The sequence below is a fragment of the Streptomyces sp. NPDC003379 genome, from assembly GCF_053589195.1.
In genome coordinates this window covers 12615-36815 of sequence record NZ_JBSFRK010000044.1, presented here as the reverse complement: position 1 = coordinate 36815, position 24201 = coordinate 12615, and the positions used below count along the sequence as shown (strand labels likewise).

Here is a 24201-nt window from a genome sequence, read left to right as displayed (position 1 = left end):
AACGAGGCGCAGAGAGAGAAGAGTTCGATCCAGTGAGTACAGGCGAGGACGTCATCAGGCCGATCCCGGAGATCCTTCGGGACCATGTCTCACTCCGTGGGGAGAAGGTCGCCTTCCAGGACCGCCGAGTGCGCAGGACCTACCGGGACCTGGAGCGGCGGACCGGACGGCTGGCCGGTCACCTGGCCGGGCTCGGGCTCGGGCTCGCGCGGGGCGAGCGGGTCGCCGTCCTGCTCGGCAACCGCGTCGAGGCGGTCGAGAGCCTGCTGGCCGCGGTCCGGGCGAGCGCGGTGGGCGTACCGCTGGACGCAGGTGTCCCGGAAGCGGAACTGGATCGTCTGTTGGACGACTGCGGTGCGCGTGTGCTCGTCACCGATGAGGCGAGGCTGAACCGTCAGCCGGGGCTGCGCTCCCGCCCCGGTCTGACTCTGGTGGTGGCCGAGGGCGGCGGTGAGGAGGACGGTGACGGTCGTTTCACCGCCGACAATCCGGGCGTGCGGCCGGACGCGTCCGGTGCGCGGGGCGGTGTCGTCCGGTACGAGGATCTGGCGGGCACGGAGGCGGTGACGCCCGCCCGGGACGATCTGGGGCTGGATGAGGTGGCGTGGATGCTGTACACCTCCGGCTCCTCCGGTGCCCCCAAGGGAGTGCTGTCCACGCAGCGCAACCGCCTGGCGCCGGTCGAGGCGGGCCTCGTCGGTGTGCTCGGCCTGTCGGAACGGGACCGGCTGCTGTGGCCGCTGCCGCTGCACCACGCCATGAGCCAGGTGGTCTGCGTCCTCGGGGTGACCGTGACCGGGGCGAGCGCCGTGCTGCTGCCCCGGTTCTCGGTACGGGATGTCCTCGGTGAACTGCGCCGCGAGGACGCTCCCTGCACACTCCTCGGCGGGGTACCGACCACGTACTCGGCCTTGCTCGACGAGGTGCGGGGCCTCGACGACGTACAGGGTAGGGACGGCGAGCGCCGCGACAGCGGTCTCGGCACGCCCGCGCTGCGCGGCTGCGTCAGCGGAGGCGCCTCCGCCGGACCCGAGTTCCGCAGGTCCTTCGAGGCGGTCTGCCGCGTCCCCTACCTGGAGCACTACGGCAGCACCGAGGCCGGCCCGGTCACCATGACGGCACCCGGCGAGGCGTCGGCGGGCGAGTCCTGCGGCCGTGCGCTGCCGGGCACCCGGATCCGGGTCGGGGGCGGCGTGGACGGACAGGACACCGGTGAGGGCGAGTTGTGGGTGAGCGGCCCCGGAGTCATGGCCGGCTATCACGGCGCGCCGGAGGCCACCGCCGAGGTGCTGCGCGACGGCTGGTTCCGTACCGGTGACCTGGCGAGGATCGAGCCGTCCGGCGAGCTCGTGATCACCGGCCGGGCGAGCGACCTGATCATCCGGGGCGGTACGAACATCCATCCCTCGGAGGTGGAGGCGGTGCTGCGGCGGCTGCCCGGCGTCGCGGACGCCGCCGTGGGCGGACGCCCGCACCCCGTCTTCGGCGAGGTGCCGGTCGGTTACGTGGTTCCCGGGGCCGACGGTGGCGGCACTCTGGACGGAGGCGCTCTGCTGGCCGCGTGCCGCGCGGAACTGTCCGCCTACAAGGTGCCCGCCGATCTGTACGAGGTGGACCACATTCCCCGTACGGCCTCCGGGAAGGTCCAGCGGTACGCCCTGGCGGGCCTGAGCGCGCGGGCGCTGCGTGCCGGGACGGAGACCGGCACGACGGATGACCTGCTGGCCCTGGACGACCCGTCGCCCCTGGATGACCTGCTGGCCCTGGTGCGCGGTGAGACGGCGGCACTGGTCGGCTGTGCGGTGGAGGAGGTGGAGCCCGAGACCGCCCTCCGCGACCTGGGCATGGACTCGCTGACGGCAACCGCACTCCGGGAGCGCCTGTCGGCGGCCACCGGTCTTCCCCTCTCCGAGGCCGTCGCCTTCGACTTCCCCACGGCCGCGGCGCTGGCCGCCCACCTCCGCTCGCGCGGCGCCGCCGCTCAGCGCGCCACCGGCACCGCGCACGCGGGCGCGGGCGTGGGCGGTGCCGGGCCGGACGACGACCCCGTGGTGATCGTAGGGATGGCCTGCCGCTACCCCGGAGGCGTGACCTCCCCCGAGGAGCTGTGGAAGCTGGTGGCCGAGGGAAGGGACGCCATCGGCCCGTTTCCGACCGACCGCGGCTGGGACACGCGGGCCCTGTACGACCCGGACCCCGGGCGGCCCGGCCGGACGTACGTGCGTGAGGGCGGTTTCCTCTCCGGCGTCGACCGCTTCGATCCCGGCTTCTTCGGCATATCGCCCCGCGAGGCCGTCGCCATGGACCCGCAGCACCGGCTGCTCCTTGAAGTGGCCTGGGAAGCCTTCGAGCACGCCGGGCTCGTACCCCGCACCCTGCGCGGTTCGCCGACCGGGGTGTACGTCGGGATGATGTACAGCGACTACGCGAACCGTCTCGCCGAGACGCCCGAGCAGATCGAGGGCTACCTCAGCCTGGGCAACGCGGGCAGCGTCGCCTCGGGCCGCATCGCCTACACCTTCGGCCTGGAGGGGCCGGCTCTCACCGTGGACACGGCATGCTCGTCGTCCCTGGTGGCCCTGCACCTGGCGGCCCAGGCGCTGGAGCGCGGGGAGTGCTCGTTCGCGCTGGCCGGCGGCGTCACGGTGATGTCCGGGCCGTCGTCGTTCGTGGAGTTCAGCCGGCAGCGGGCGCTGGCCCCGGACGGCCGCTGCAAGGCGTTCGGGGCCGGCGCCGACGGCACCGGGTGGGCCGAGGGCGCCGGCATGCTGCTGCTGACCCGGCTGTCCGAGGCGCGCCGCGCCGGGCTTCCCGTGCTGGCGGTGGTGCGCGGCTCGGCGGTCAACCAGGACGGAGCGAGCAACGGACTGACGGCACCCCACGGACCGGCGCAGCAGCGAGTGATCCGGCAGGCCCTCGCGCAGGCGCGGCTGACGCCCGAGGACATCGACGCGGTGGAGGCGCACGGCACCGGTACCCGGCTCGGTGACGTCATCGAGGCAGAGGCGTTCCTGGCGACGTACGGGCGCGAGCCGCGGGAACGTCCGCTCCGGCTGGGCTCGGTGAAGTCGAACATCGGTCACACCCAGGCCGCCGCGGGAGTGGCGGGAGTGATCAAGACGGTGCAGGCGATGGCGTACGGTCTGCTGCCGCGCACGCTGCACGCCGACGTACCGACCGACCGGGTCGACTGGTCGTCGGGGCGGGTGGCGCTCCTGTCCCGGTCGGTGCCGTGGCCGAGGACGGACCGCCCGCGCCGGGCCGGAGTGTCCTCCTTCGGCATCAGCGGCACCAACGCCCATGTGGTGATCGAGGAGGCACCGGCGGACGCGGACGCCCCCTCGTCGATCCCCGTGCCGGTAGCGGCGTCCTTCGCCGTCCCCGTGGCGGCGAGGAGCGCGTCCGAGCTGCGGGCCCAGGCACGACGGCTGTACGCGCGGGTGGCCGCCGACCCGGACGCGACCCCACTGGACATCGGGTACGCGCTCGCCACCACCCGGACCGCCTTCGAGCACCGGGCCGTGGCGGTGGCCCGCGACCGCGCCCAACTACTCACCTCCCTCCAGGGGTTGGCCGAAGGGGCCAGCCCGCCCGGAGTGCGGACGGGCACGTCCCGCCGCCGAGGCCCGCTGGCCTTTCTCTTCACCGGCCAGGGCAGCCAACACCTCGGTACGGGGCGGGAGTTGTACGCGGCACGGGAGCTGTACCCGGGCTTCGCCCGGTCCTTCGACGAGACGTGCTCCCTGCTCGACCCTTGGCTGCCGGTGCCCCTGCGAGACGTCGTGTTCGCCGGTCCCGGCACGGAGACGGGCGCGCTCCTCGCGACGGCCCGGTTCGCGCAGCCCGCGCTCTTCGCCCTGGAGACGGCCCTGTTCCGGCTGTTGGCGGAGTGGGGTGTGCGCCCCGATCTGGTGGCCGGGCACTCGCTCGGCGAGGTGACCGCGGCGCACGTCGCCGGAGTGCTGTCCCTCAAGGACGCCTGCGCGCTGGTGGCGGCCCGGGGCCGGCTCATGGACGCGCTGCCTCCGGGCGGCGCGATGGCCTCCCTGGACGCGAGTGCGCAGGACGTGACGAGCCACCTCACCGGGATGGACTGCATCGGGACGGGTCGTGCCGTGGAGGTCGCCGCCGTCAACGGGCCCTCCTCCGTGGTCGTCTCCGGGGACGAGGCGGCCGTCTCGCGGATCGTCACGGAATTCCGCGAGCAGGGTCGGTCCGCGACACCTCTGCGGGTGAGCCATGCCTTCCACTCCGTACGGATGGAACCCATGCTGGCCGACTTCGCGGAGGCGGTGCGCCCCCTGACCTTCGCCGCGCCGCGGCTTGCCCTGGTCACCGCCGTGTCGGGACGTGCGGCCACCGAGGAGGAGCTGCGCTCACCGGAGTTCTGGGTGGACCACGTCCGCCGCCCGGTCCTCTTCGCCGATACGGTGACCTACCTGCGGGACCGTGGCGCGGCGCACTTCGTAGAGGTGGGTCCGGACGGGGTGCTGTCCGGCCTGGTACGGGACTGCCTCGCCGGGCCCCGGTCTGAAACCGGGCCCGAGTCCAATCCCGAGTCCAATCCCGAGCCGCCTCCGGCGACGCTGATCCTGCCGACACTGCGCAAAGCCCGGCCGGAAGCGGACGCACTGACCGAGACCGTGGCGGCCCTGCACAGCCATGGGGTGCCCGTCGACTGGGAAGCCGTCTTCGCCGGTCACCGCCCTCGGCGCGTTCCCCTGCCCACGTATGCCTTCGAGCGCCGCCGGTACTGGCTCGACGCCTTTTCGCGACACGGGCCCGCGCCCGCACCCGTACCCGCACCCGACAAGCCGGCCCATCCGTTCCTGACCCACCGCACCGCCACGGCCGACGGCGGGCTGCTGCTTGCCGGGCCGCTCTCCACGCATGACCACCCCTGGCTGGCCGACCACACGGTGGCAGGGGCGGTGCTGCTGCCGGGAACGGCCTTCGTGGAGATGGCCCTGCATGCCGGCGCGTCGGTCGGCACGCCCGGCCTGGACGAACTCACCCTGACCACGCCGCTGGTGCTGCCCCCGGACGGAACCGTCGACCTCCAGGTGACGCTGTCGGGCCCGGACGCCGCGGGACGCCGAACTGCCCTCTTCCACGGCCGGCCGCATACGTCGGACGACCACCGCCCCTGGAGCCTGCACGCCTCCGGGACACTCGTACCGGAACGGCAGCCGGAGCACCGCGCCACGGTCGGCACCGATACCTGGCCGCCGCCGGGTGCCGTCCCGCTGCACGCCGACGGGGCGGCCGGTGACCCGTACGACGCGCTGGCCGGGTCCGGGTTGGACTACGGCCCCTCTTTCCGGGGCCTGCGCGGCGCCTGGCGGCACGGGGAGGAGCTTTACGCGGAAGTCGCCCTGCCCGAGGGCGCGTTGGCCGGAGTCGCGCTGCCCGAAGGCGCGCAGGTCCCCCTCACGCGGGGAAGTGGCTCGGACTTCCTGCTGCACCCCGCGCTGCTGGACGCGGCCCTGCACGTCCTCGCTCTCGACAGCCGCTTGCCGCGTCGTGCCGGGCCGGGCCGGGCCGACGGCAACGGGGTGCGTCTGCCGTTCGCCTTCGAAGGCGTGACGCTGCACGCGGACGCCGTCGGCGGGCAACGGCTGCGGGTGCGGATCTCTCCCGGGCCGAACGGCCGGGCCCGGGTGGAGTTGACCGACGGGGGAGGGGCCCTGGTGGCGACGGTGCGTTCGCTGACGCTGCGGCCGCTCCCGGAAACCGGGTCGAGTACGGCGGACCCGGACACCGGTCTTCTCCACCGGATGGACTGGGTGCCCTTGCCCCAGCCGCCCCCCGTATCCGCGACCGCGCCCTCATGGGGCGTACTGGGGCCGGTCGGCACACGGCTGGTCGATGCCCTCGCTCCCCGCGGATCCGGCGTTCCGGTCTACCCCGATCCGGCATCGGCGGGCGACGGTTCACCGGCCGTGATCGTCGCCTCATGTCCGTCGCCGTCGGAGACGCCGCTCGGCGCGCAGGACCCGGCGGCGCAGATGCTGGAGACGGCGAGCCGGGCCCTGCGGCTCATTCAGGACTGGCTCGCCGAGCCACGGCCGGCCGACTCCTGCCTCGTCCTCGTCACCTCCGGTGCCGTCTCCCCGGTCGACGGCGATGCGGCCGGTCCCGACGCCGTTGCCGACGTGAACGCCGACGCGAAGGACTTCGTACCGGCTCACGCCGCCGTGTGGGGTCTGGTCCGCTCGGCCCTCCGCGAGCATCCGGGCCGTCTGGCCCTGCTCGACGTGGACGACCACCCCGACTCCTGGCAGCTCCTCCCCACTCTCCTGGCCGCACCGGCACCGGCACCGGAGACGGCCGTACGGAACGGGAAAGCGTTCGTACCCGAGCTCGTACGCCTGGACCACCGCGAGGAACATCCCCACCGGCGACTCGATCCCGAGGGCACCGTACTGATCACCGGCGGCACCGGTTCGCTCGGCATGCTGGTCGCTCGGCACCTGGTCACCGACCATGGCGTACGGCATCTGCTCCTCGCCGGCCGACGCGGACCGCGGGCGCCGGGAGTGGAGGCACTGGTCGACGAACTCACCGCGATGGGAGCCGACGTGAGGGTGCGGGCGTGCGACCTCACGGACCGGACGCGGCTCGCCGCCCTGCTCGACTCCGTACCGGCGGCCCATCCGCTGACCGGTGTCGTCCACAGCGCGGCCGTGCTGGACGACGGCATCGCCGCCACGCTCACCCCCGACCGCCTGGAACGCGTACTGAGGCCCAAGGCCGCCACGGCCCTCGCCCTGCACGAGCTGACCCAAGGGCAGGGGCACGACCTGGCGATGTTCGCGCTGTTCTCCTCCGTGGCGGGTGTCTTCGGCTCCGCGGGCCAGGCCAACTACGCGGCGGCCAACCACGTCCTGGACGCGCTCGCGCGGCACCGGAGAGAACTCGGCCTGCCGGGCACCTCCATCGCCTGGGGGCCGTGGCAGCAGAGTGACGGCATGACGGCGCACCTCACCGAAGTGGACCTGCACAGGATGGCCCGCTCCGGGTTCGTCCCGCTCGGCCGGGAGGAGGGCCTGACCCTCTTCGACGCCGCCGTGGCCGGTGACGACCCTGAGGTGGTCGCGGCCCGCATCACCCGGGCCGCCTTCAGCGATGCCCTACCGGATGCGGGCGGCCACCGGACACCCGTGCCCGGCGCCGTGGAAGTCGGGTTCGCCGGGCGATGGGCGGCCGCTTCCCCGAGCGAGCGGACAGACCTGCTGCTCACGGAGGTGCGGTCGCAGGCAGCCGCCGTCCTCGGCCACCCGGAGGGGGCGAGCGCGATCGACGCGAGCGACCGGTTGGCGGACCTGGGACTGGACTCCCTGGCCGCGGTAGAACTGCGCAACCAGCTCTCGGCGTCGACGGGGCTGACACTCCCGTCCACGTTGCTGTTCGACTTCCCCACGGCACAGGCGGTCGCCGTCGAACTGGCGGAGCGGTACGTACGGGACGGCGTTTCCGACAGTTCGCCCGGCGCCCCGGAGGTCTCGACACGGGCGGGAGGTGTACCGGACGCCGGGGACGCGCCGGATTCGCTGAGCGCGCTCTTCCGCAGCGCCTGTCTCCGGGGCCGCACCTGGGACAGCATGGTGCTGCTCACCATCGCGGCACGCCTGCGACCGGTCTTCGACGTCGCGGGGGCCGCGCGTGCGGCACTCGAACCCGTCACCCTCGCATCGGGCGGCGCGGGCGCCCCGCTGATCTGCTTCCCGTCCCTCAGCGCGCTCTCCGGGCCCCACGAGTACGGGCAACTCGGCGCCGAACTCCAGGGCTTCCGCCCGGTCTCGGCGGTGCGGCACCCGGGCTTCGGGCCCGGCGAGGCGCTGCCGACCGCGCTGGACGCCCTGGTCACCGCCCACGTCGCGGCGGTCCGCGCCGTCGCGGGGCGGGCACGGCCGGTGCTGCTCGGCAGGTCGGCCGGTGGCTGGGTGGCCCAGGCGGTGGCCGAGCGGCTGGAGGCCGACGGCGCCGCCCCGGCCGCCCTCGTGCTGGTGGACACCTACCCCCACGACGGGGACGACGTCGGGCAGTCGCTCTCCGCGATGACGTCGGACATGCTGCGACGAGCCGCGAGGTCCTCTTCGGCCGACCCCCACCGGCTCACCGCCATGGCCGGCTACTTCGAACTCTTCGCCGACCGGAAACCCGCGCGGCTCGCCGCCCCGACCCTGTACCTACGGGCTCGGGACCCGCTGCCCGGCGCGGAACCCGCCCCGCCCTGGAGCCTGGCACACGCCGAAGTCACCGTGCCGGGCGACCACTTCACCGTACTGGAGGCACACGCCCATACGACGGCACTCGCCACCCACGACTGGCTGACCGAACTCTGAGGCCACACACCGGATACGCGGCCCCGAGTTCCGCGGCCACCCCCCAGGCGCCGCCGGGTCACTGAGCCGCGAGAACCTCTGCTGCCATCTCGTAGTCAGTGACCGCTCCCGGCGGAGCGGCCACGTGGAAGGGCTTGCCGAAGTCGCTGAACGACTCATCGAGGTCCTTGGCCGGATTGGTGACCCGCAGGAGGAACGGGGTGCCTTCGGCAGCGATGTGGAACTCCACCGGCCCTCCCTCCCGCTTGTACGTGATCCTGGTCGTGGGCTGTCCCCGCACCGTCGTCGGCCGCAGCGTCGGGGTCATCTCTCCGAGCTCGTCCAGGGAAGGCAGCCGTTCCTCCAGCCAGCTCCGCCGGGACTTCGACGCACACATGTCACGCATGATCTCGTAGACGCCGGTGTTACGTTTCACCCACCGGTCAGCCACCACCTCCGCGTGTACCGGGTCCTTCTTGGCTTGGGGCGACAGCATGAGGGCTTCCTTGCTGCCACGTGTGTAGAGCGCCGACGGAGTGATGACCCAGTCCAAGCTCGCGGCGCCCTTCCGGGCATGTGCCTCGCATTCCGTCGTGTCACCGCGCACCGCGCTGTGCGTGACGGTGGTGCCCTCAGTTCTCATCCGCCGGGTCGACCGGAGATAGTCCTCATCGAGGGTCACGTTGATCGCCTTGCCGATGAGCCTGGCGGCTCGGGCCCCGCTCGACTCGGAGCCCGATGACGCGGGGGCGCCGGCGGCCGGCCGCTTCGGGCTGCCTGCTGTGCGGGTCTCCTTCGCGTCGTGGTCAACGGAGCCGCACCCGGCCGCTGCGCCGAGCGCGACAGCCACGGCCACGAAAGTTGTCGTCGATCTACGGGCACGTCGGACGAGCGGGCCGGTGATGCTCGGCATCAAGTTCTCCCTGCAAGCAAAACAAATGGTGTAGTCATGATCCACTGTCCACGCCGACGGTGTACGGCATCGCCGACCGGCGGCCACCGAACCGCCCGCACCAGGACGTGACCACCGAAGCAGCAAGCCAAAGCTCACCGGCGGAAGCGGCGCCACGCCCGGCAGGCCGCCGCTGCCGGGCCCGGGCCGACGGCGCGGCCGCCGATGACGTCCGGACCGCGACGGCGGCCACAGCGTCCTTCCTCCGAGGCGAAGCCGACCGTGGTGTGTACGCGCGTACTCACTTACGGGGCTTCCCCGACGACCGGTGCGCCCTCGGGGAAGCGCCCTCCGGTCACGCGCCGTCGGCAGCGCCGGCCAGGTCTCCCGCGCCGATCCCGGCGAACATTCCCTCCATCAGCTCCTCGACGTCCAGCTCGGTGGCGCCGGCCGGGACGGTCGGCTCGATGCCGCCGGTCATCCGTATGACCAGGCCGAGCTTTTTGACCTTGGTGTTCTCGGCGAGCTTGGCGAGGTCGAGGCGGACCTCCTTCAGCTCCCCGTTCTTCAGTGTGATGTCCGCCCTCACCTTGGCGTCCGGGGCGTCCTTCAGATCCTTCTTCGTCGGCAGCTCCATACCGGGCGGCAGCTTCTTCGCCAGCGGGCGGAGCTCGCCGACCAGTTCGGTGGCCAGGGTGCGGAAGGGCGCGGTGGCGGTGATGCGCTCGGTCCCGTCCTCGCCCCCGGCCGACTTCAAGTCGACCTCACGGGCGACGACCTCGCGCACGGCCTTCATGAGCTTCTTCTGCGTCGCGGCGTCGAGGGTGGGCTCCGGAGAGGGCTTGGCCCCCGGCTCTTCGCCGTTCTCGCCGGTGAGCTGCTCCATCTGCTTGCTGTCGATCTTCACCCACTTGCCCTCGAGGACCTTCTTGAGGGCACCGGCCTCCGGGGGCAGGTCCGCCGCCGTCGGCAGGGGGGTGCCCATGGCCTTGCCGAGCGTCTCCACGTTGGTACGGAGGTATGCGTGGTCGCCGATGACCCGGTACTCGACCAGGCGCCCGTCCGGGCCGCTGACCTTCATGGCCATGCGGTCGAAGTCCTTGTCACCGGACTCGCCGAACGGCTTCTTCGACTGCACGGTGACGCTGATCTTCGCGTCGCTGAGCAGCCGCGCGGTCTCGTCCGGCATTCCCTCGCCGGACTCCGGGGCCGAGGAGTCGTCCAGTGCCTTGAGTGACGCGGCGTCGGTGTCCAGGGAGAACTCGAAGGAGAGTGACTTCTTCTGGTCCAGGTCCTGGAAGGCCTGGTCGAGCTTCTGGCCGGCGGACAGCTGCTCCACGGTGCCGCAGGCGGCGGAACCGGCGAGGACCGCGGTGACGACTGCGGTGGCGGTCAGGGTCTTGCGTATGGCGGTGATGATGGTCTCCTCGTGAGTGTGTTCGGTCGGTAGACCCTTACCTGCCTCGAATGGTTGCCCTGTTCCTGACAGGCCACCGGAAGACCGACGCGGAGCCCCTGGGTCACGCTTCGCGTGGAAGGTCCAGTGTCCGTAGGAGCTGGGCCAGTTCCTCGTGGAAGAGCTTTTCCGGGCTGACGGTCTGGTTGCGCAGGTGGCCGTAGACCTCCAGGGACACCAGACCGTGCAGGTGGCCCCAGATCCGCAATGCGAGAGCGACGGCTGCGGGTGGCAGTTCCGGGAATGCCGGGCGCACCTTGTCGAGAAGCCCGGCATCGAAGTCGGACCACTCGAACGCGCTGCCGTCGTAGAACTTCTCGGCGTGAGGCCAGGCGGCCGCTGCCAGTGCGGTGAGTCCGGTGCAGACCCGGCGCGCGGCGTCCGGGGCAGCGCCCTGCTCGGGAGCGCGGTAGCCGGGAACGGGGTCTCCGTAGATGAGGCGGAAGCCCTCGGGGTTGGCCAGGGCCCAGCTCCGGAAGGCGTACGCCCATGCGCGGATCCGAGTGGCGGGGTCCGTGGCAGGTGACGTCTCCCAGGCGGTGTCCACGGCGTCGGCCAGGGCGGTGTACACGTCGTTGACCAGCGCGGTGACCAGGTCGTCGCGGGTGGCGAAGTACCCGTAGATGGCGTTGGCGGTCATGCCCATCTCGCGGGCGATCGCCCGCAGCGTGATGGCGTCGGGTCCGCCCGAGGCCATCAGTTCCAGTGCCACGCGCTTGATCTCGGCCGTTGTCTCGGCGCGCAGGCGCTCGCGTCTTCCTCCGCCGACTGTATTCGTCACGCGAACACTCTACAGCGTCATGTTATTTGGTGCCCGTATTGAAACTACACGCCGTATAGTAGCGGAAACACAGAACACACGGGGAGAGCCATGCACATCGGAGTCATCGGAGCCACCGGAACCATCGGCAGCCGCGCGGTCGCCGAGGCCCTCGACCGCGGCCATCTCGTCACGGCGTTCAGCCGAGATGCCTCGCGGATCGAGGGCGACGAGCGCCGGGACAACATCCGCTGGGCGAGCGTCGACGTCCTGGACCCGGCGGGCATCGCGGCCGTCCTGCCGGGGCTCGACGTGCTGATCAGCGGGTTCCAGCCCGGCAACGCCGCAAGGGACATCGCGGACACCGTGCAGCGTTCGATCGCCGATCCCACCGTCTACGCCACCGCGGCGCGGGCCCTGCTGAAGGCGATGGAGAGCCACCCGAGGACCCGCCTCATCATGATCGGCGGTGCCGGCAGTCTGGAGCTCGAACCGGGGGTGGTGCGCGCCGACTCCGACGAACTCCTGCACGCCGTCCTCGACCAGGTCGGGCTGCCCCGCGAGTACGCGGCAGCAGTACGCGGCCACCGCGACGCCCTGAACGTTCTGCGCACCTCCAACCGACTGTGGACGTACTTCAGCCCGGCCGAGGACATCTTCCCCGGCGAGCGCACCGGTCGCTTCCGGGTCGGCGGTGACCAGCCCGTCCTGGACGCCGACGGCCGCAGCCGCGTTTCGGCGGAGGACGCCGCTGTCGCCCTGATCGACGAAGCGGAGCTGCCGCGCTTCGTCCAGCGCCGCTTCATGATCGGCTACTGAGGCCCGCGACCAGTACCCGCCGGGGAGGCCCGTCCTCGCCGGCGCGACAACACCAGCAGAGGCTCCACGCCGGACTCAGCCCCAGGTCTGGCCTGCCGGTTCCTTGACGGTGCGGTTGAGTCGGTTGAAGAAGTTGGTCAGCGCGATCTCCAGGTTGATCGCGCCGATCTGCTCCTCGGTGAAATGGGCGTTGGCCTCTTCCCAGATCTCGTCGGTGACGCCCTCCGCACCGTCCTGCAGCCGGGTGGCGCCCTCAGTCAGCGCCAGGGCCGCGCGCTCCGCGGCGGTGTAGAACGGCGCCTCACGCCACGCCGCTACGTTGTGCAGCCGCTCGTGGGTCTCACCGGCCTTCTTCCCTCCGGCGACACTGGCGTAGACGCACGCCGAGCAGCTGTTGATCTGGCTGGCGCGCAGGTGGACGAGCGTGAGCAGCTTCGGGTCGACGCCCCCGGCGGCGATCGCCTTGTGGAGGTGCTGGATCGCCGTCCACACATCGGTGTTGTGGGTGTTCTTGTTCTTGAGTCGGTTTTCCATGGGGGAGTGCTCTCCTTCATCGGGTTACGTTGCCGGGCTTGTGCCCGTCAGCCCTATGACGGAGCAGCTTCCATGGAGGTAACAACATGCCCGGCACCCATCCGACGGACCCGGTCGTCGATGCCTTCGAGTCCCACCGCGAACGGCTCCGAGGCGTTGCCTACCGCGTGCTCGGATCACACGCCGACGCGGAAGACGTGGTCCAAGAGGCGTGGCTGCGTCTCTCCCGCCAGGACACCGACACCATCAACAACCTCGGCGGCTGGCTGACCACCGTGGTCGGCCGCATCAGCCTCGATCTCCTCCGTTCGGGCCGGACCCGCCCGAACGTCTCCTTCGACGACCCGACAGCCGAAGTCACCGTGACGCTCGACGACGCTCCTGCTCCGGAAGACCTCGTGGCCCTCGGGGACTCCGTCGGCCTCGCGCTCCTCACGGTCCTCGACTCGCTGCGCCCGGACGAACGGCTGGCGTTCGTGCTGCACGACGTGTTCGCCGTGCCCCACGGGGAGATCGGCGCCATTCTCGGCAAGTCCGCCGATGCGACCAAAATGCTCACCAGCCGCGCCCGCAGGAAAGTACAGGCCGCTCAGCAGCCGGCGAGCGCCGGACGACAGCGACGCGAGGTGGTCCGGGCCTTCCTGGCCGCGGCCGGCGACGGTCGGTTCGAGCAGCTGCTGGAGGTTCTCCACCCCGAAGTGAAGTTCACCGTCCACACGCCGAACGGCCGGTTCGTCACGCTCGGAGCCACCGAAGTCGCCACCCGCGCGCGCGTGGCCGGCAGCGCGGCACGAGGCCATGCGGCGACCGTCAACGGCTGTCCCGGCGTCATCTCCTGGAGCGAAGACGGCACCCCGCTCTCCCTCCTGACCTTCACCGTCACCGACGGCCGCATCGCCGAGATCACCGCCGTGATCGATCCGGCCGAACTCGCGCTCATGGACCTGCCGGACCCGGTGTGAAGCATCTGCGGAGAGTGGTCGAGCCGTCACTCGACCGCACATAGTTGCACATGCTGCAATCAACCGTAGTTTGACCGGCAGTTCGGACAGTTTTCTCATTGAAGCTATTGCGTCACCCCTGTCTCGCTGGGCTACTGTCGTGATCGATCATCGTTCGATGCGTCTTCAACTTCCTTTCCAAGCCGACCCGTTGGTGGAGTGTGACCATGAGAAGGACAAATAAGACAACCGAGTCGAGCGCGGCGAATCAGGGCAGATCGCTGGGTCGAAGATCCCTCCTCACCGGCGCCGCCGCGGTCGCCGGCGGAGCGGCCCTGACCACCGCCCCGCCCGCGACCGCGGCCGCCCAGGCCACCGCACCTTCCGGCGCGGCGGCCGCGACCACCGTCGCCAACGCCCCGCAGGCCGCGGCCGGTACGTCCGACTACATCACCGTCACCCCGGGTGACCCCCGCTTCCCCGACCTGGTGCGCGGCACCAACCAGCGCTGGGTCGCCAAGCCCGACTACGTCCGCCTGGTCACCACGACCGCCCAGGCCGTACGGGCCGTCCAGGACGCGGTCGCCGCCGGCAAGCGGCTGACCGTCCGCAGCGGTGGCCACTGCTACGAGGACTTCGTCTTCAACAAGGACGTCCAGGTCGTCATCGACATGTCCGGGATGACGCAGGTCTACTACGACAGCACCAAGAACGCCTTCGCGGTCGAGGGCGGTGCCTCAAACCTCCAGATCTACGAGGCGCTCTACAAGCTGTACGGCGTCACGCTCCCGGCGGGCTCCTGCGCCTCCGTCGGCGCGGGCGGCCACATATCCGGCGGCGGTTACGGCCTGCTCTCCCGCCTGCACGGCCTGACCGTCGACCACCTCTACGGCGTCGAGGTCGTCACGGTGGACAAGAACGGCACGGCCAAGGCCGTCGTCGCGACCCGCGACTCCACCGACGCCGCGCTCAAGGACCTGTGGTGGGCCCACACCGGCGGCGGTGGCGGCAACTTCGGCCTGATCACCCGCTACTGGCTGCGCTCGCCCGGCGCCACCGGCACCGACCCCTCCAAACTGCTGCCGAAGCCTCCGTCCGAGGTCTTCGTGCACGCCACGGCCTTCCCCTGGAAGGACATGACTGAGGCGTCCTTCACCCGGCTCCTGCAGAACTGGGGCACCTGGCACGAGCGGAACAGCGCGCCGGACTCCAAGTACAACTCACTCTTCGGCCTGCTGAAGCTGAACCAGCGTGCCAACCCCGAACGGTCGGAGATCGTCCTGCTCACGCAGATGGACGCCACCGTCCCCGATGCCCAGGCCCTCCTGGACGACTACCTGGCCGCGGTCTCCGCGGGCGTGGGCGTCACCCGCCGGGCGATGACCCAGCGGTCGGGCGAGCACGCGGCGATGCCGCAGTTCGCGAAGCCGCGCACGCTGCCCTGGTACATCGCCACCGACTACCTCAGCGGCGGCAACCCCACGCTGTACGGCAAGTACAAGTCGGCGTACGCGCGCAAGGGCTTCTCCGCCACCCAGATCAAGGCGATGTACAAGCACCTGACGCGCTCCGACTACAGCAACGGCGACGCGCTGCTCCAGGTCGACTCGTACGGCGGCCGCATCAACAGCGTCAAGCCCGGCGACACCGCGGTGCCGCAGCGCGACTCCGTGCTCAAGCTCCAGTACCAGACCTACTGGACCGACCCGGCCGAAGAGACCAAGCACCTGGCCTGGATCCGCGACTTCTACAAGGACGTGTACGCGGAGACCGGCGGTGTCCCGGTGCCGAACGACATCAACGACGGCTGCTACGTGAACTACCCCGACAAGGACCTCGGCGACGCCGCCTGGAACACCTCGTCGACCGCGTGGAACAGCCTCTACTACAAGGACAACTACGCCCGCCTGCAGAAGGCGAAAGCGGCCTGGGACCCGAAGGACATCTTCCGGCACGCCCAGTCGGTACGCCTGCCGTAACTCGGTCCACCTGCCGTAACCACGCGGCAGACCCCTGTGGCCCCCGCCCCCGCCCCCGCCACCTTCACTCCGCTCGGGGCGGTGGCCACAGGACGTCGTCAGTCCGGCTTCCCCTCCAGCGCACGAGCGCCCGGAGCGCAGCTCTTCCTCAACTCGTCGAGCTCGGTGGCTGTCAGCTGCTTCTCGGCTGAGCCGCGACGGCTGTCGTCGAGCTGGGCGCACGCGTTGTCCAACCACGCCGGGGAAGGGTCGACGCCGACGAACGCGGCGAGACGGGCCAGTTCCTGCCGGGGAGCGTCGAGGAGATCCTCGTAGGCCAGCGTCATGCGCTGATCGGACGGCAGGCCGTCGAGGAACCGCACGCCCTGGATGACGAGTTCGGACCACAGGTCGCCGAACCGTCGCAGGGGGAATTCCCGGTCCCGTACGAGCGCGGGGTCGAAGCTGTCGCCGAGCAAGGGCGCCAAGTCCGACGGTAGGGCGTGGATCTGATTGGCCGTCATCTCCGCCAGGCTGTCGACACCCGTCCGCTCCCCGATCTCACGCATCAGGGTGATCGTGCGGTACCCGGAGTGGCGGCTCATGGACAGGGCGCAGTCCGGTCCGTCCCGGAAGAGGTGCACGAACCTGGCGTACGGGAAGGCGTCGCGCAGCCCTGGCCCCCAGCCCGTCGAGTAACCGGAGCGCTCCACGACAGCGGTGCGGCCGAACCGTGCGCCGAGCAGCTCGAAGAGCGCTTCGTGATGTGCGGCGGCGGTGCGGTCGGGCCAGTCGACGACCGCCGTACGGATCTCGTCGAGCAGACCGTCGGGGTCGTCGGTGAGGTGGGGCAGCACCATGAGGGAGAGCGCGGGGATGCCTGTGGTCCGCGCCGTGTACCGCCCCGGGCGGCGGGTGTAGAGGAATTCCGGCATCAGCAGCCCGCTGCGGATCATGCTGGCGAAGTACGGGGTGGGCCGGAAGAGGGTCTCCCAGAACTCCGGGCCCGACAGCGGGCCGTCAGGGAAGGCCGTGTCCCCGACCGAGGCCATGTACTCGTTGAGGCTGAGCACGTCGGGGTGGGTGTTGAGGATGCGGGACAGCGCGGTGGAGCCGCTGCGGCCCGTACCGATGACGAAGGTCAGACTGCGCAAGGTCACTCTCCGATCCAGACGACCGAGTCCGGTTCTCCGAACCTGTAGCCGTACAGCAGGATCGGTTTCACCGTCTACAGGGCCAGCATGCGGTCGGTCTCCTGCTCCTCGTACGTGAGGTCCGCATAGGGGACCAGCAAGGGGTGGCTGTGTCTGCGGTCGCTGCGGCGTCGGCCGCGGCATCGCCAGCCCTCCGCTGCCGTGCCCAGTTGACGTGCGCGTGCTCCGCGAGGACCTCGACCAGTGAGTACAGGCTCTCAGGGACCTCCACGCCGTGTCGGTCTTCGGCGGATCAGCAGGAGGCCAGGAGCGACGCGGCACTGCTCGTCGCCCGCTACGGCAAAGCCCTGACCAGGGAGGTCAGCGGGATCACGCATACGTTCCCCGCAGTCGAGCCCCTCGCGCGGCCGGCGCCGGGTGAGCTGGCCAGCACCCACGAGCGGGGCTCCGCGTCAAGGCGATCGCCATCGCCCTCGCCGCCGAGGACCTGGTCCTCGACGGCGGCGTCGACCGGGACGAGGCCTGGCACCCGTGGTGCTCGTACGCTGTTCAGCAGCTGCAGGCCGCCATGGAGGACACACGTTGATCCACCAGGACCAGGACGCGCTTTTCGGGCGCCCACCGCTCGTGCTGCGCGACGGCGCGGTGCTGCTCCCGCGGTGGCTCGACGCCGAACGGCAGCGGACGCTGCTCGAGGCCTGCCGGGAGTGGGCCCGCGGAGCCGCGGGACTGCACCGCCCGGTGATGCCCGACGGCACGCCGATGCGCGTGCAGTCGGTCTGCCTCGGCTGGCACTACTCCGTGGGCTTCGGATACACGCGGACCACGCCCGACTCGGTCCCGGTCAAACCGCTGCCCGGGTGGCTCACCGAGCTCACGCGCGACGCCGTCGCCGAGGCCGCCGCACTCGACCGGGAGGTGTGCCGAAGGCCCCGGGCACATACCGCCGACGCCTCGATCGTGAACTTCTACGACGACCGGGCCCGACTGGGAACGCACCAGGACCGTGCCGAGGAGAACAGCGCGCCGGTGGTCTCGTTCAGCCTCGGGGACAGTTGCGTGTTCCGCTTCGGGAACAACGAGACGCGTACGCGCCCCTGGCAGGACGTGACGCTGCACAGCGGCGACCTGTTCGTCTTCGGCGGCCCGGCGCGGATGGCCTACCACTCGGTGATGCGCACCCTGCCCGGCACCGCCCCGGCCGAACTGGGCATCCGCGGGGGTCGGGCGAGCGTCACGGTGCGCGAGACCGGCCTCGTCGCCGGTCCCGCGGCACGGCGCGGTACCTGACGGCGGCGGCCACGCCAGGGGTATATCGGCGGCATCTCAAGGTCGGCTGACACGGTTGCTCGCACAAGAGGCCCAGTGGTGACGGCGACCCCCGCACACGTGTCTTTCCCTCGTATCCGGCGAAAGGTCTGCTGCTCCAGCAGGAGGCGCCGGTCTGGCCCATCACTCTGGCCACGGGGTTCCCCGCGCTGTTCGTCAGCGCGTACGACGACGTCAGGACCGCACTCTCCGACCCTCGCTTCAGCCGCGACGCGCTGTTCGAACCCGGTGCTCCGCGCTCCCAGCTCGCCGAGCCCGAACGGGACAGTGTCATCAGCATCGACCCGCCGCGCCACACGCGGCTGCGTGGGCTCACCAACCGGGAGTTCAGCCGGCGACGAGCGTCGCCAGTTCGGCCACCGCATCGCCGGCTTCCAGGTGGTGTCACACCGTATCGCCGACATGAAACTCCGGCTGGAGGCGGGGCGGTTGCCGCTCTACCGGGCCTGCGTCTGCCTAAACCGGAGCGAGGCCGAGCCCATGGACGGCGCGCTCTCCAGGCTCGCGAGCCACGCACGTACGCGGACCGGACATCACAGAGCCCCTGGGCAGATGTGGTCGACGGCGCCCGCGACACCGGCCTCGCTCAGCGGCTCCGCAGGTGCTCCCCCAGGCTTCGTACGATCTCGGTGCACAGGATCGCCTGGCCGCGGGCGTTGAGATGCAGGCCGTCGGTGCTGAAGATTTCCTCGTTGCCCGCGGGGTGCCGGGGCAGGTCCACGTGGACCGCTCCGAGCCGCTCTGCCACCTGCTTGGTCCGCTCCGACCAGGCGGCGATGCGCTCGCTCATCGGCTTGCGGTACCGCTCGGCGACGTACGGGGAGACCGTGATGTCGAAGAGGCCCGAGGTGACGACCGTGCACCCCGATTCCAGCAACGGCGTGATGATGAGCGACAGTTCGGACTCGACGGCGTCGACGTCGAAGTGCCGCTGCAACATGTCGTTGCCTCCGCAGAACACGACGGCCAGGTCCGGCCGGAACTCCAGCGCCGGTGCCAGCTGCGTCTCGCGCACCTGCGCGGCGAAGAGGTCGCACAGCCCCAGTTCGAGGGCCTCCAGGTCCGGCTGCACGGTCCGCAGCTCCTGGATGAAGCGCTTCCCCCAGGGCAGGTGCCGATAGCCCTCGTACGCCTCGGTGACTCCTTCGGCGCCACTGTCCCCCAGCACGGCAAGCCGCTTCCACGGGGCGGCGGCCAGCACACGGGCGCCTTCGCCCGGGGACAGCAGGTAGGGGTCGGCGGCTTCGGCTGCGTACTCGCTCGTGTCGGCCATGTGCGGACTCCTCTGAAGGCTTCGCGGGATGAGGGGTCAACGATGCCAGCCGGTGGGCGGCCGGGCTGGCGAGAATCCGGCGCCATCCTCCGACGCCGCTCCGGCGTCCGGACGGCCCGGCCCGGCAGCCTTCATCAGTCACGGGCCGTCGCGTGCCGGACCAGGACAAGATCGTCGCCCACCACGACCGGGCCCAGCACCACGGGCGTGATGAGGCGTCCGGCGTGGACGCCTTCGACGTTTCGAGGCGGGCGTCCCGCACTGCCGCGAACGCAGCCGGACCGAACCGCTTGAAGATGCTTCGTCACTGCCGCCCGACTTCACGACCTCGCCCTCACAGGATGAGGGAGACGGCTCCCTCGCGGTCTGGCCGTCGCGGAGGATGCTCAGTCGAGACAGAACTCATTACCCTCGATGTCCTGCATCACGATGCACGACTCGTTGTCGTCATCAGCAAGCAGCGTTCGTACGTGTGTCGCACCGAGCGCGACCAGCCGTGCGCACTCGGCCTCCAGCGTGGCGAGGCGCTCTTCACCCACGAGCCCGGTGCCGGCCCGCACGTCGAGATGCACCCGGTTCTTGCAGATCTTCCCTTCGGGAACGCGTTGGAAGAGCAGGCGCGGGCCCGTGCCCGAGGGGTCACTGCATGCGAAATAGGCGTCCTGATCCTCATGCCGCAGCGAGTGCTGATAGTCCTCCCAAGTGGCAAATCCCTCCGGGACCGGCGGTACGACGTATCCCAACACCTCGCACCAAAAAATGGCGAGGCGCGCGGGTTCCGCACAGTCGAAGGTGACTTGAAACTTCTTGATCGTTGACATCGGCGCACCATAACAGGGGGCCCCGCAGGCCGAACCGCTGAGTGATGAGGGGGAGAGCGGACGTACGGCACTCCAGGGGCGCGAGGTTGTACGCGACACGCGTGTTGATCAACACAATGATGAAGCCTTGGTGAAGAACGTAAAGTCGTCGCGTCAACAACAACCTTGCCGGGCAGCCCATTTCGCCCCGGCGTCATCCCGTGGGGGGATTCATGCGACACCGCTTCCGTATCGCCGTGCTCAGCTCGGCCCTGGCCGTGACCGGCTTCGCGGCACCCGGTGCCTTCGCTGCCGCGTCCGACGACGTGACCATCGACAAGGTCACCGTCAACGGCGGCAAGCCGATCGTGCTCGGCACCACCGCCGCGCAGTCCTTCTCGGTCTCTGTGACGGCGTCCGACGACTCGGGCATCGACGAGGCTGACATCACGCTGTACGGCCCCAGCTCCGCGGTAGCCCTGCCGGCGTCGGCGCCCACATGCGTGGCGTCGAGCGCGACGACCTCGACGTGCACCGCGAAGTTCACGCTGGACCCCGACACCGACTTCTACGACAACAGCCCGGCCGGCACCTGGTACGTCGACGCGCTGGTGACGGCGAAGGACATCGACACCATCCTGGCGGAGAAGGCCGGTTCCTTTAAGGTGCAGCGCCTGTCCAAGCTGACGGCGGACGCCTCGCCGGAGCCGATCAAGAAGGGCAAGACGCTCACCATCACCGGCGCGCTGACCCGCGCCAACTGGGAGACCCACAAGTACGCGGGCTACACCAACCAGTCCGTGAAGCTGGAGTTCAAGAAGAAGGGCACGACGACCTACACGGCCGTGAAGACCGTGAAGACCGACACCAAGGGCAACCTGAAGACCACGGTCAAGGCCGCCACCGACGGTTACTTCCGCTGGAACTTCGCCGCGAACTCGACGACTTCCGCGGTCAAGGCCGCTGGCGACTACGTCGACGTGCGCTGATCACCGAACAGTAGCTCTCTCGACCTTTCGGCAGGTGTGGACGTCTCCGTCCGCACCTGCCGATCGCGTCGCGGGGGCCGTGCGGATCCTGCCGCCTGCAGCCGTCCCTCCGTAAGCGGACGCTCAGGCGAGGAGTTCAGCGAGTTGGGCCATCTCGGTGGGCGGGTCGATCACCGGTTGGATGAGGAGCTCATCGATGCCCACCTGTTGCAGGGCGGTGATGCGGACGAGGAGGTCGTCGCGGGTGCCGACGAGGGCCACGCTGTGCATCAGCGAGGGCAGGACCAGGTCCCGGTCCTGCGGTGCGATGCGTCCGAGGTAGTTGGGGTAGAGCTTGGTGTACCGGTCCCGCGCGGTGGCGGTGGTGCCACGCCGGTCGAGGAGTTCTCGCACCGCTTCGCGTTCCTCGGGGCCGAGTTGCCCGGCGAAGGCGGGTTTGTCGGCGGCGAAGTCCAGCAGCGACAGGACGAGGTGACCTGTCGCGTCCCGGGCCGCGTCGCAGTCGGAGTCGTCGTTGTCACGCAGCAGGTGGAGCGCGGTGACCACGTAGGAGTGCGCGGGGGAGCCAGGGCCGCGGAGTGTGCCGTGGGCGGCTTGCCTGCGGGCGTCGTGCAGTGCCTGCCAGGTGGTGGGATCGAGCAGGCCGAAGGAGATGAGGCCGGCGCCGCGGCGGCCGGCGACAGCGGCGGCTTCGGTCCCGAGCGCGGCCACGACGAACTCGATCGGATCGGTGGCATTCACGTGCGCCCCGGTGTGCAGGAACCGGATGTCGCGGACCCGGTCACCTTCGCGGTACTCGGTTGATCGCCCGGCACATAGATCCTGCAGTGCCGCGGTGAAGTTCTCCAGCGCAGCCACCGCGGTCGGCCGCATGCCCAGAGTGCGCCGAGCGGTGTTTCCGGTACCGACCCCGCAGATGATCCGGCCCGGTGCCAGGGCGTTGAGGCTGGCGAACCCGCTCGCGGCGGCCGGGGCCGAGCGCAGCGCCGGTGAGGTCACGCCGATACCGAGCCGGATGCGGCGGGTGGCCTTCGCACACAGGGCCAAGGCGATGAAGGGGTCGCCGTGGACCATCGGGGTGTCGTTGACCCAGAAGCTGTGCAGACCCAACTGCTCGGCTCGCACCGCCAGTTCCTCCACACCGGGGTGCGCGGCGACCACGACGCCTGCACGCATCAAACCTCCAAGGTACGAGGATCGAATCGAGGCTGCTCATGCTGGCAGGTCCGAAGGCTGAAGCCCATGGCCGTGCCGCTGCCGACGGAACGCCGGGCGCCGGGCCCACCCGCTGCGGCCCCCGGTCTGCGTCACCGTCCGCCACCCCGGCCAGGACGGGGCTCGACGAGGCGTAGATCGCCGCCGCGATGGGCGAAATCCTCCACGCCGGTCCCGGCCTGCACACCACCCGGCACGACATCCTGCCTGCCCCGCCCGCGCAACGGCTCGCTCTCGACGACCTGCGTCGGGCGGCCGGGATCGCACGCGGGGACATGACTCGACATCGATGCGTTCGACGCGTTCGTCACCGCTGACGCCAAGGCGTCTGCTGTCCGGGTGGACGGCGGGTGGAGCGCCGCTCCCACCCGAGTTGTACTGACCCGCCCGCACGACATCCGGAGACACGCCATGATCACCTACCACCTACCACCTACCACCCACCACCTCAACCCTTGGCGACAATCAGGCCGAGGGGCTCGGCTCCGTCAGCCAACTCACCCTGGCCCGCGTTTGGTAGGGGCCCGACGGGGCCTCCGCGCGGGACGTGAGACGAGGAAGCCGCACCGGAACGCTCCGGTGCGGCTTCCTCGTCGGATCGGCTGCGCCGGCTGCTATCGCCGGATGACGGAGCGAATCCAGCGCAGCTGCTGGGAGACCTCTCCGGCCTCCGCGCTCTTCTCCCGGTCGGAGCCGTTGAAGACGCCGATGAGCGTTTCGGTGCCACGCGGGCCGACGGTCATCACCGGGCCCCCGGAGTCGCCCCCGGCGGGAATCCCCTTCACCTTCTTCATGCAGAAGTCGGGGCCGCCCGGTGCGGTGTGACCCGCGCACAGGGGGTCGTTCGGCCGTACGACCTTCAGGTCCGACTGCTTGAGGACGGGAGACTGGCAGGCGCTCTCGTCCCTGGTGCAGGTGGCGCCCCACCCGTACTGCCGCACCGCCTGACCGCGGTGGACGCCCACCGTGGCCAGGCGCGCCGTGCGGACGTTCATCGGCGGGACCTTGACGAGCATCATGTCGGCGTGCGCGCTGCCCACGCGCTTGCCGGGTATGGGGCGGACCTTGGTGCCCTTGCGCATATCGAGGTCGCCCACCCGGAAGGAGATCCGCTTGTCGGCGACCGGCAGCGCCTGCTCGTAGAAGCAGTGGGAGGCGGTGAGGATCCACTGGCGGGCGACGGCTGTCCCGGTGCACGCCGGTTTGCCGTCAACGAGCATGCGTACTGCCCACGGGCCGTAGGTACTCTTCGACCCGCCGATGACGGCGGAGGCCGGAGCGGACGACATCACCGAGGCCATTACCAGCGCCAGGGCGGCCAGCAGCAGTACACGAACGCGACGCACCATCCAGAACAACTCCTCTCAGGGGTACAGCAGTACAGGTAGTGAGAGACCCTGCTGAGCCAAAACGTTCCACACGAGCCGGCGCAAGATTCCAGTTGGCTCCGCATGGCGGAGCCGTCCGCTTCCGCCGGTCCGGTACCGGTCAGCGGCCGGCGGAGAGCCGGGGTGTGCGCCGTTAGCTCGGCGATGGGTTCAAGGTCGGGCGAGCGCGTGGTGGCGCAGACGGTCAGCGAACCGGTGTCGCCGAGCAGCACGCCGTAGTGGGCGATGCCGTTCGTAGGACCTACGTAGGGTCAAGGGCGAGTCGGATCAGAGGCAGAGGCAGAGGCAGAGGACCTCCATGCAGAGGACCTCCATGAGGTAGGCAAGGCCGCGTGGCGCATCGGCCGTTGTGCGTGTGCGTGTGCG

General features: G+C 70.6%; 17 protein-coding genes. 7 read left to right on the top strand and 10 right to left on the bottom strand.

Annotated features, from left to right (window positions below; translation table 11 throughout):
• Positions 1-32 precede the first annotated feature (32 nt).
• A complete protein-coding gene (locus ACWDVB_RS32175; RefSeq protein WP_451516947.1) occupies positions 33-8348 on the top strand; it encodes a type I polyketide synthase in 8316 nt (2771 codons plus the stop codon).
• A 58-nt stretch (positions 8349-8406) separates the two neighbouring features.
• Here ACWDVB_RS32175 and ACWDVB_RS32170 read toward each other — a convergent pair whose 3' ends face one another.
• The 4 genes from ACWDVB_RS32170 to ACWDVB_RS32155 all read right to left on the bottom strand — a co-directional run bounded on the left by ACWDVB_RS32170 (position 8407) and on the right by ACWDVB_RS32155 (position 11456).
• The gene (locus ACWDVB_RS32170; protein ID WP_451516948.1) at positions 8407-9240 is read right to left on the bottom strand and encodes a hypothetical protein; all 834 of its coding nucleotides are present in this window, start codon (positions 9238-9240) and stop codon (positions 8407-8409) included.
• 134 nt (positions 9241-9374) lie between these two features.
• A complete protein-coding gene (locus tag ACWDVB_RS32165; protein WP_451516949.1) occupies positions 9375-9524 on the bottom strand; it encodes a hypothetical protein in 150 nt (49 codons plus the stop codon).
• 50 nt (positions 9525-9574) lie between these two features.
• Positions 9575-10558: a hypothetical protein gene (locus ACWDVB_RS32160; protein WP_451516950.1), complete on the bottom strand. Its 984-nt coding sequence runs from the start codon at positions 10556-10558 to the stop codon at positions 9575-9577.
• 181 nt (positions 10559-10739) lie between these two features.
• Positions 10740-11456, bottom strand: coding sequence for a TetR/AcrR family transcriptional regulator (locus ACWDVB_RS32155; protein ID WP_451516951.1), 717 nt, complete (start codon positions 11454-11456; stop codon positions 10740-10742).
• Between the two features lie 90 nt (positions 11457-11546).
• Here ACWDVB_RS32155 and ACWDVB_RS32150 point away from each other — a divergent pair, with 90 nt between their 5' ends.
• The gene (locus tag ACWDVB_RS32150; RefSeq protein ID WP_451516952.1) at positions 11547-12254 is read left to right on the top strand and encodes an NAD(P)-dependent oxidoreductase; all 708 of its coding nucleotides are present in this window, start codon (positions 11547-11549) and stop codon (positions 12252-12254) included.
• 75 nt (positions 12255-12329) lie between these two features.
• On the opposite strand, the gene ACWDVB_RS32145 is transcribed toward ACWDVB_RS32150, so the two are convergent.
• On the bottom strand, positions 12330-12788 hold the full coding sequence (locus ACWDVB_RS32145) for a carboxymuconolactone decarboxylase family protein (RefSeq protein ID WP_451516953.1): 459 nt from the start codon (positions 12786-12788) through the stop codon (positions 12330-12332).
• Between the two features lie 86 nt (positions 12789-12874).
• On the opposite strand from ACWDVB_RS32145, the gene ACWDVB_RS32140 reads away from it, so the two are divergent.
• Both ACWDVB_RS32140 and ACWDVB_RS32135 read left to right on the top strand, forming a co-directional pair.
• The gene (locus ACWDVB_RS32140; protein WP_451516954.1) at positions 12875-13750 is read left to right on the top strand and encodes a sigma-70 family RNA polymerase sigma factor; all 876 of its coding nucleotides are present in this window, start codon (positions 12875-12877) and stop codon (positions 13748-13750) included.
• A gap of 206 nt (positions 13751-13956) precedes the next feature.
• Complete coding sequence (locus ACWDVB_RS32135) at positions 13957-15708, top strand: FAD-binding oxidoreductase (RefSeq protein ID WP_451516955.1); 1752 nt, start codon at positions 13957-13959, stop codon at positions 15706-15708.
• 98 nt (positions 15709-15806) lie between these two features.
• On the opposite strand, the gene ACWDVB_RS32130 is transcribed toward ACWDVB_RS32135, so the two are convergent.
• The gene (locus ACWDVB_RS32130; RefSeq protein WP_451516956.1) at positions 15807-16847 is read right to left on the bottom strand and encodes a sulfotransferase; all 1041 of its coding nucleotides are present in this window, start codon (positions 16845-16847) and stop codon (positions 15807-15809) included.
• A 576-nt stretch (positions 16848-17423) separates the two neighbouring features.
• Here ACWDVB_RS32130 and ACWDVB_RS32125 point away from each other — a divergent pair.
• Both ACWDVB_RS32125 and ACWDVB_RS32120 read left to right on the top strand, forming a co-directional pair.
• Positions 17424-18131 (top strand): alpha-ketoglutarate-dependent dioxygenase AlkB, encoded by a 708-nt coding sequence (locus tag ACWDVB_RS32125; RefSeq protein ID WP_451516957.1) that lies wholly within the window; start codon positions 17424-17426, stop codon positions 18129-18131.
• A gap of 75 nt (positions 18132-18206) precedes the next feature.
• On the top strand, positions 18207-18830 hold the full coding sequence (locus ACWDVB_RS32120) for an acyl-CoA dehydrogenase family protein (protein WP_451612012.1): 624 nt from the start codon (positions 18207-18209) through the stop codon (positions 18828-18830).
• Here the strand turns inward: ACWDVB_RS32120 and ACWDVB_RS32115 are convergent.
• Both ACWDVB_RS32115 and ACWDVB_RS32110 read right to left on the bottom strand, forming a co-directional pair.
• A complete protein-coding gene (locus ACWDVB_RS32115; RefSeq protein ID WP_451516959.1) occupies positions 18757-19443 on the bottom strand; it encodes an SGNH/GDSL hydrolase family protein in 687 nt (228 codons plus the stop codon). The two genes, ACWDVB_RS32120 and ACWDVB_RS32115, sit on opposite strands and share 74 nt — an antisense overlap.
• A 386-nt stretch (positions 19444-19829) precedes the next feature.
• The gene (locus ACWDVB_RS32110) at positions 19830-20264 is read right to left on the bottom strand and encodes a VOC family protein (RefSeq protein WP_451516960.1); all 435 of its coding nucleotides are present in this window, start codon (positions 20262-20264) and stop codon (positions 19830-19832) included.
• A gap of 212 nt (positions 20265-20476) precedes the next feature.
• Here ACWDVB_RS32110 and ACWDVB_RS32105 point away from each other — a divergent pair, with 212 nt between their 5' ends.
• Complete coding sequence (locus ACWDVB_RS32105) at positions 20477-21232, top strand: DUF5707 domain-containing protein (RefSeq protein WP_451516961.1); 756 nt, start codon at positions 20477-20479, stop codon at positions 21230-21232.
• Between the two features lie 123 nt (positions 21233-21355).
• Here ACWDVB_RS32105 and ACWDVB_RS32100 read toward each other — a convergent pair whose 3' ends face one another.
• Positions 21356-22408, bottom strand: a complete 1053-nt coding sequence (locus ACWDVB_RS32100) for an LLM class flavin-dependent oxidoreductase (protein WP_451516962.1) — start codon at positions 22406-22408, stop codon at positions 21356-21358.
• A gap of 653 nt (positions 22409-23061) precedes the next feature.
• Positions 23062-23796, bottom strand: a complete 735-nt coding sequence (locus tag ACWDVB_RS32095; protein WP_451516963.1) for a S1 family peptidase — start codon at positions 23794-23796, stop codon at positions 23062-23064.
• Positions 23797-24201 lie beyond the last annotated feature (405 nt).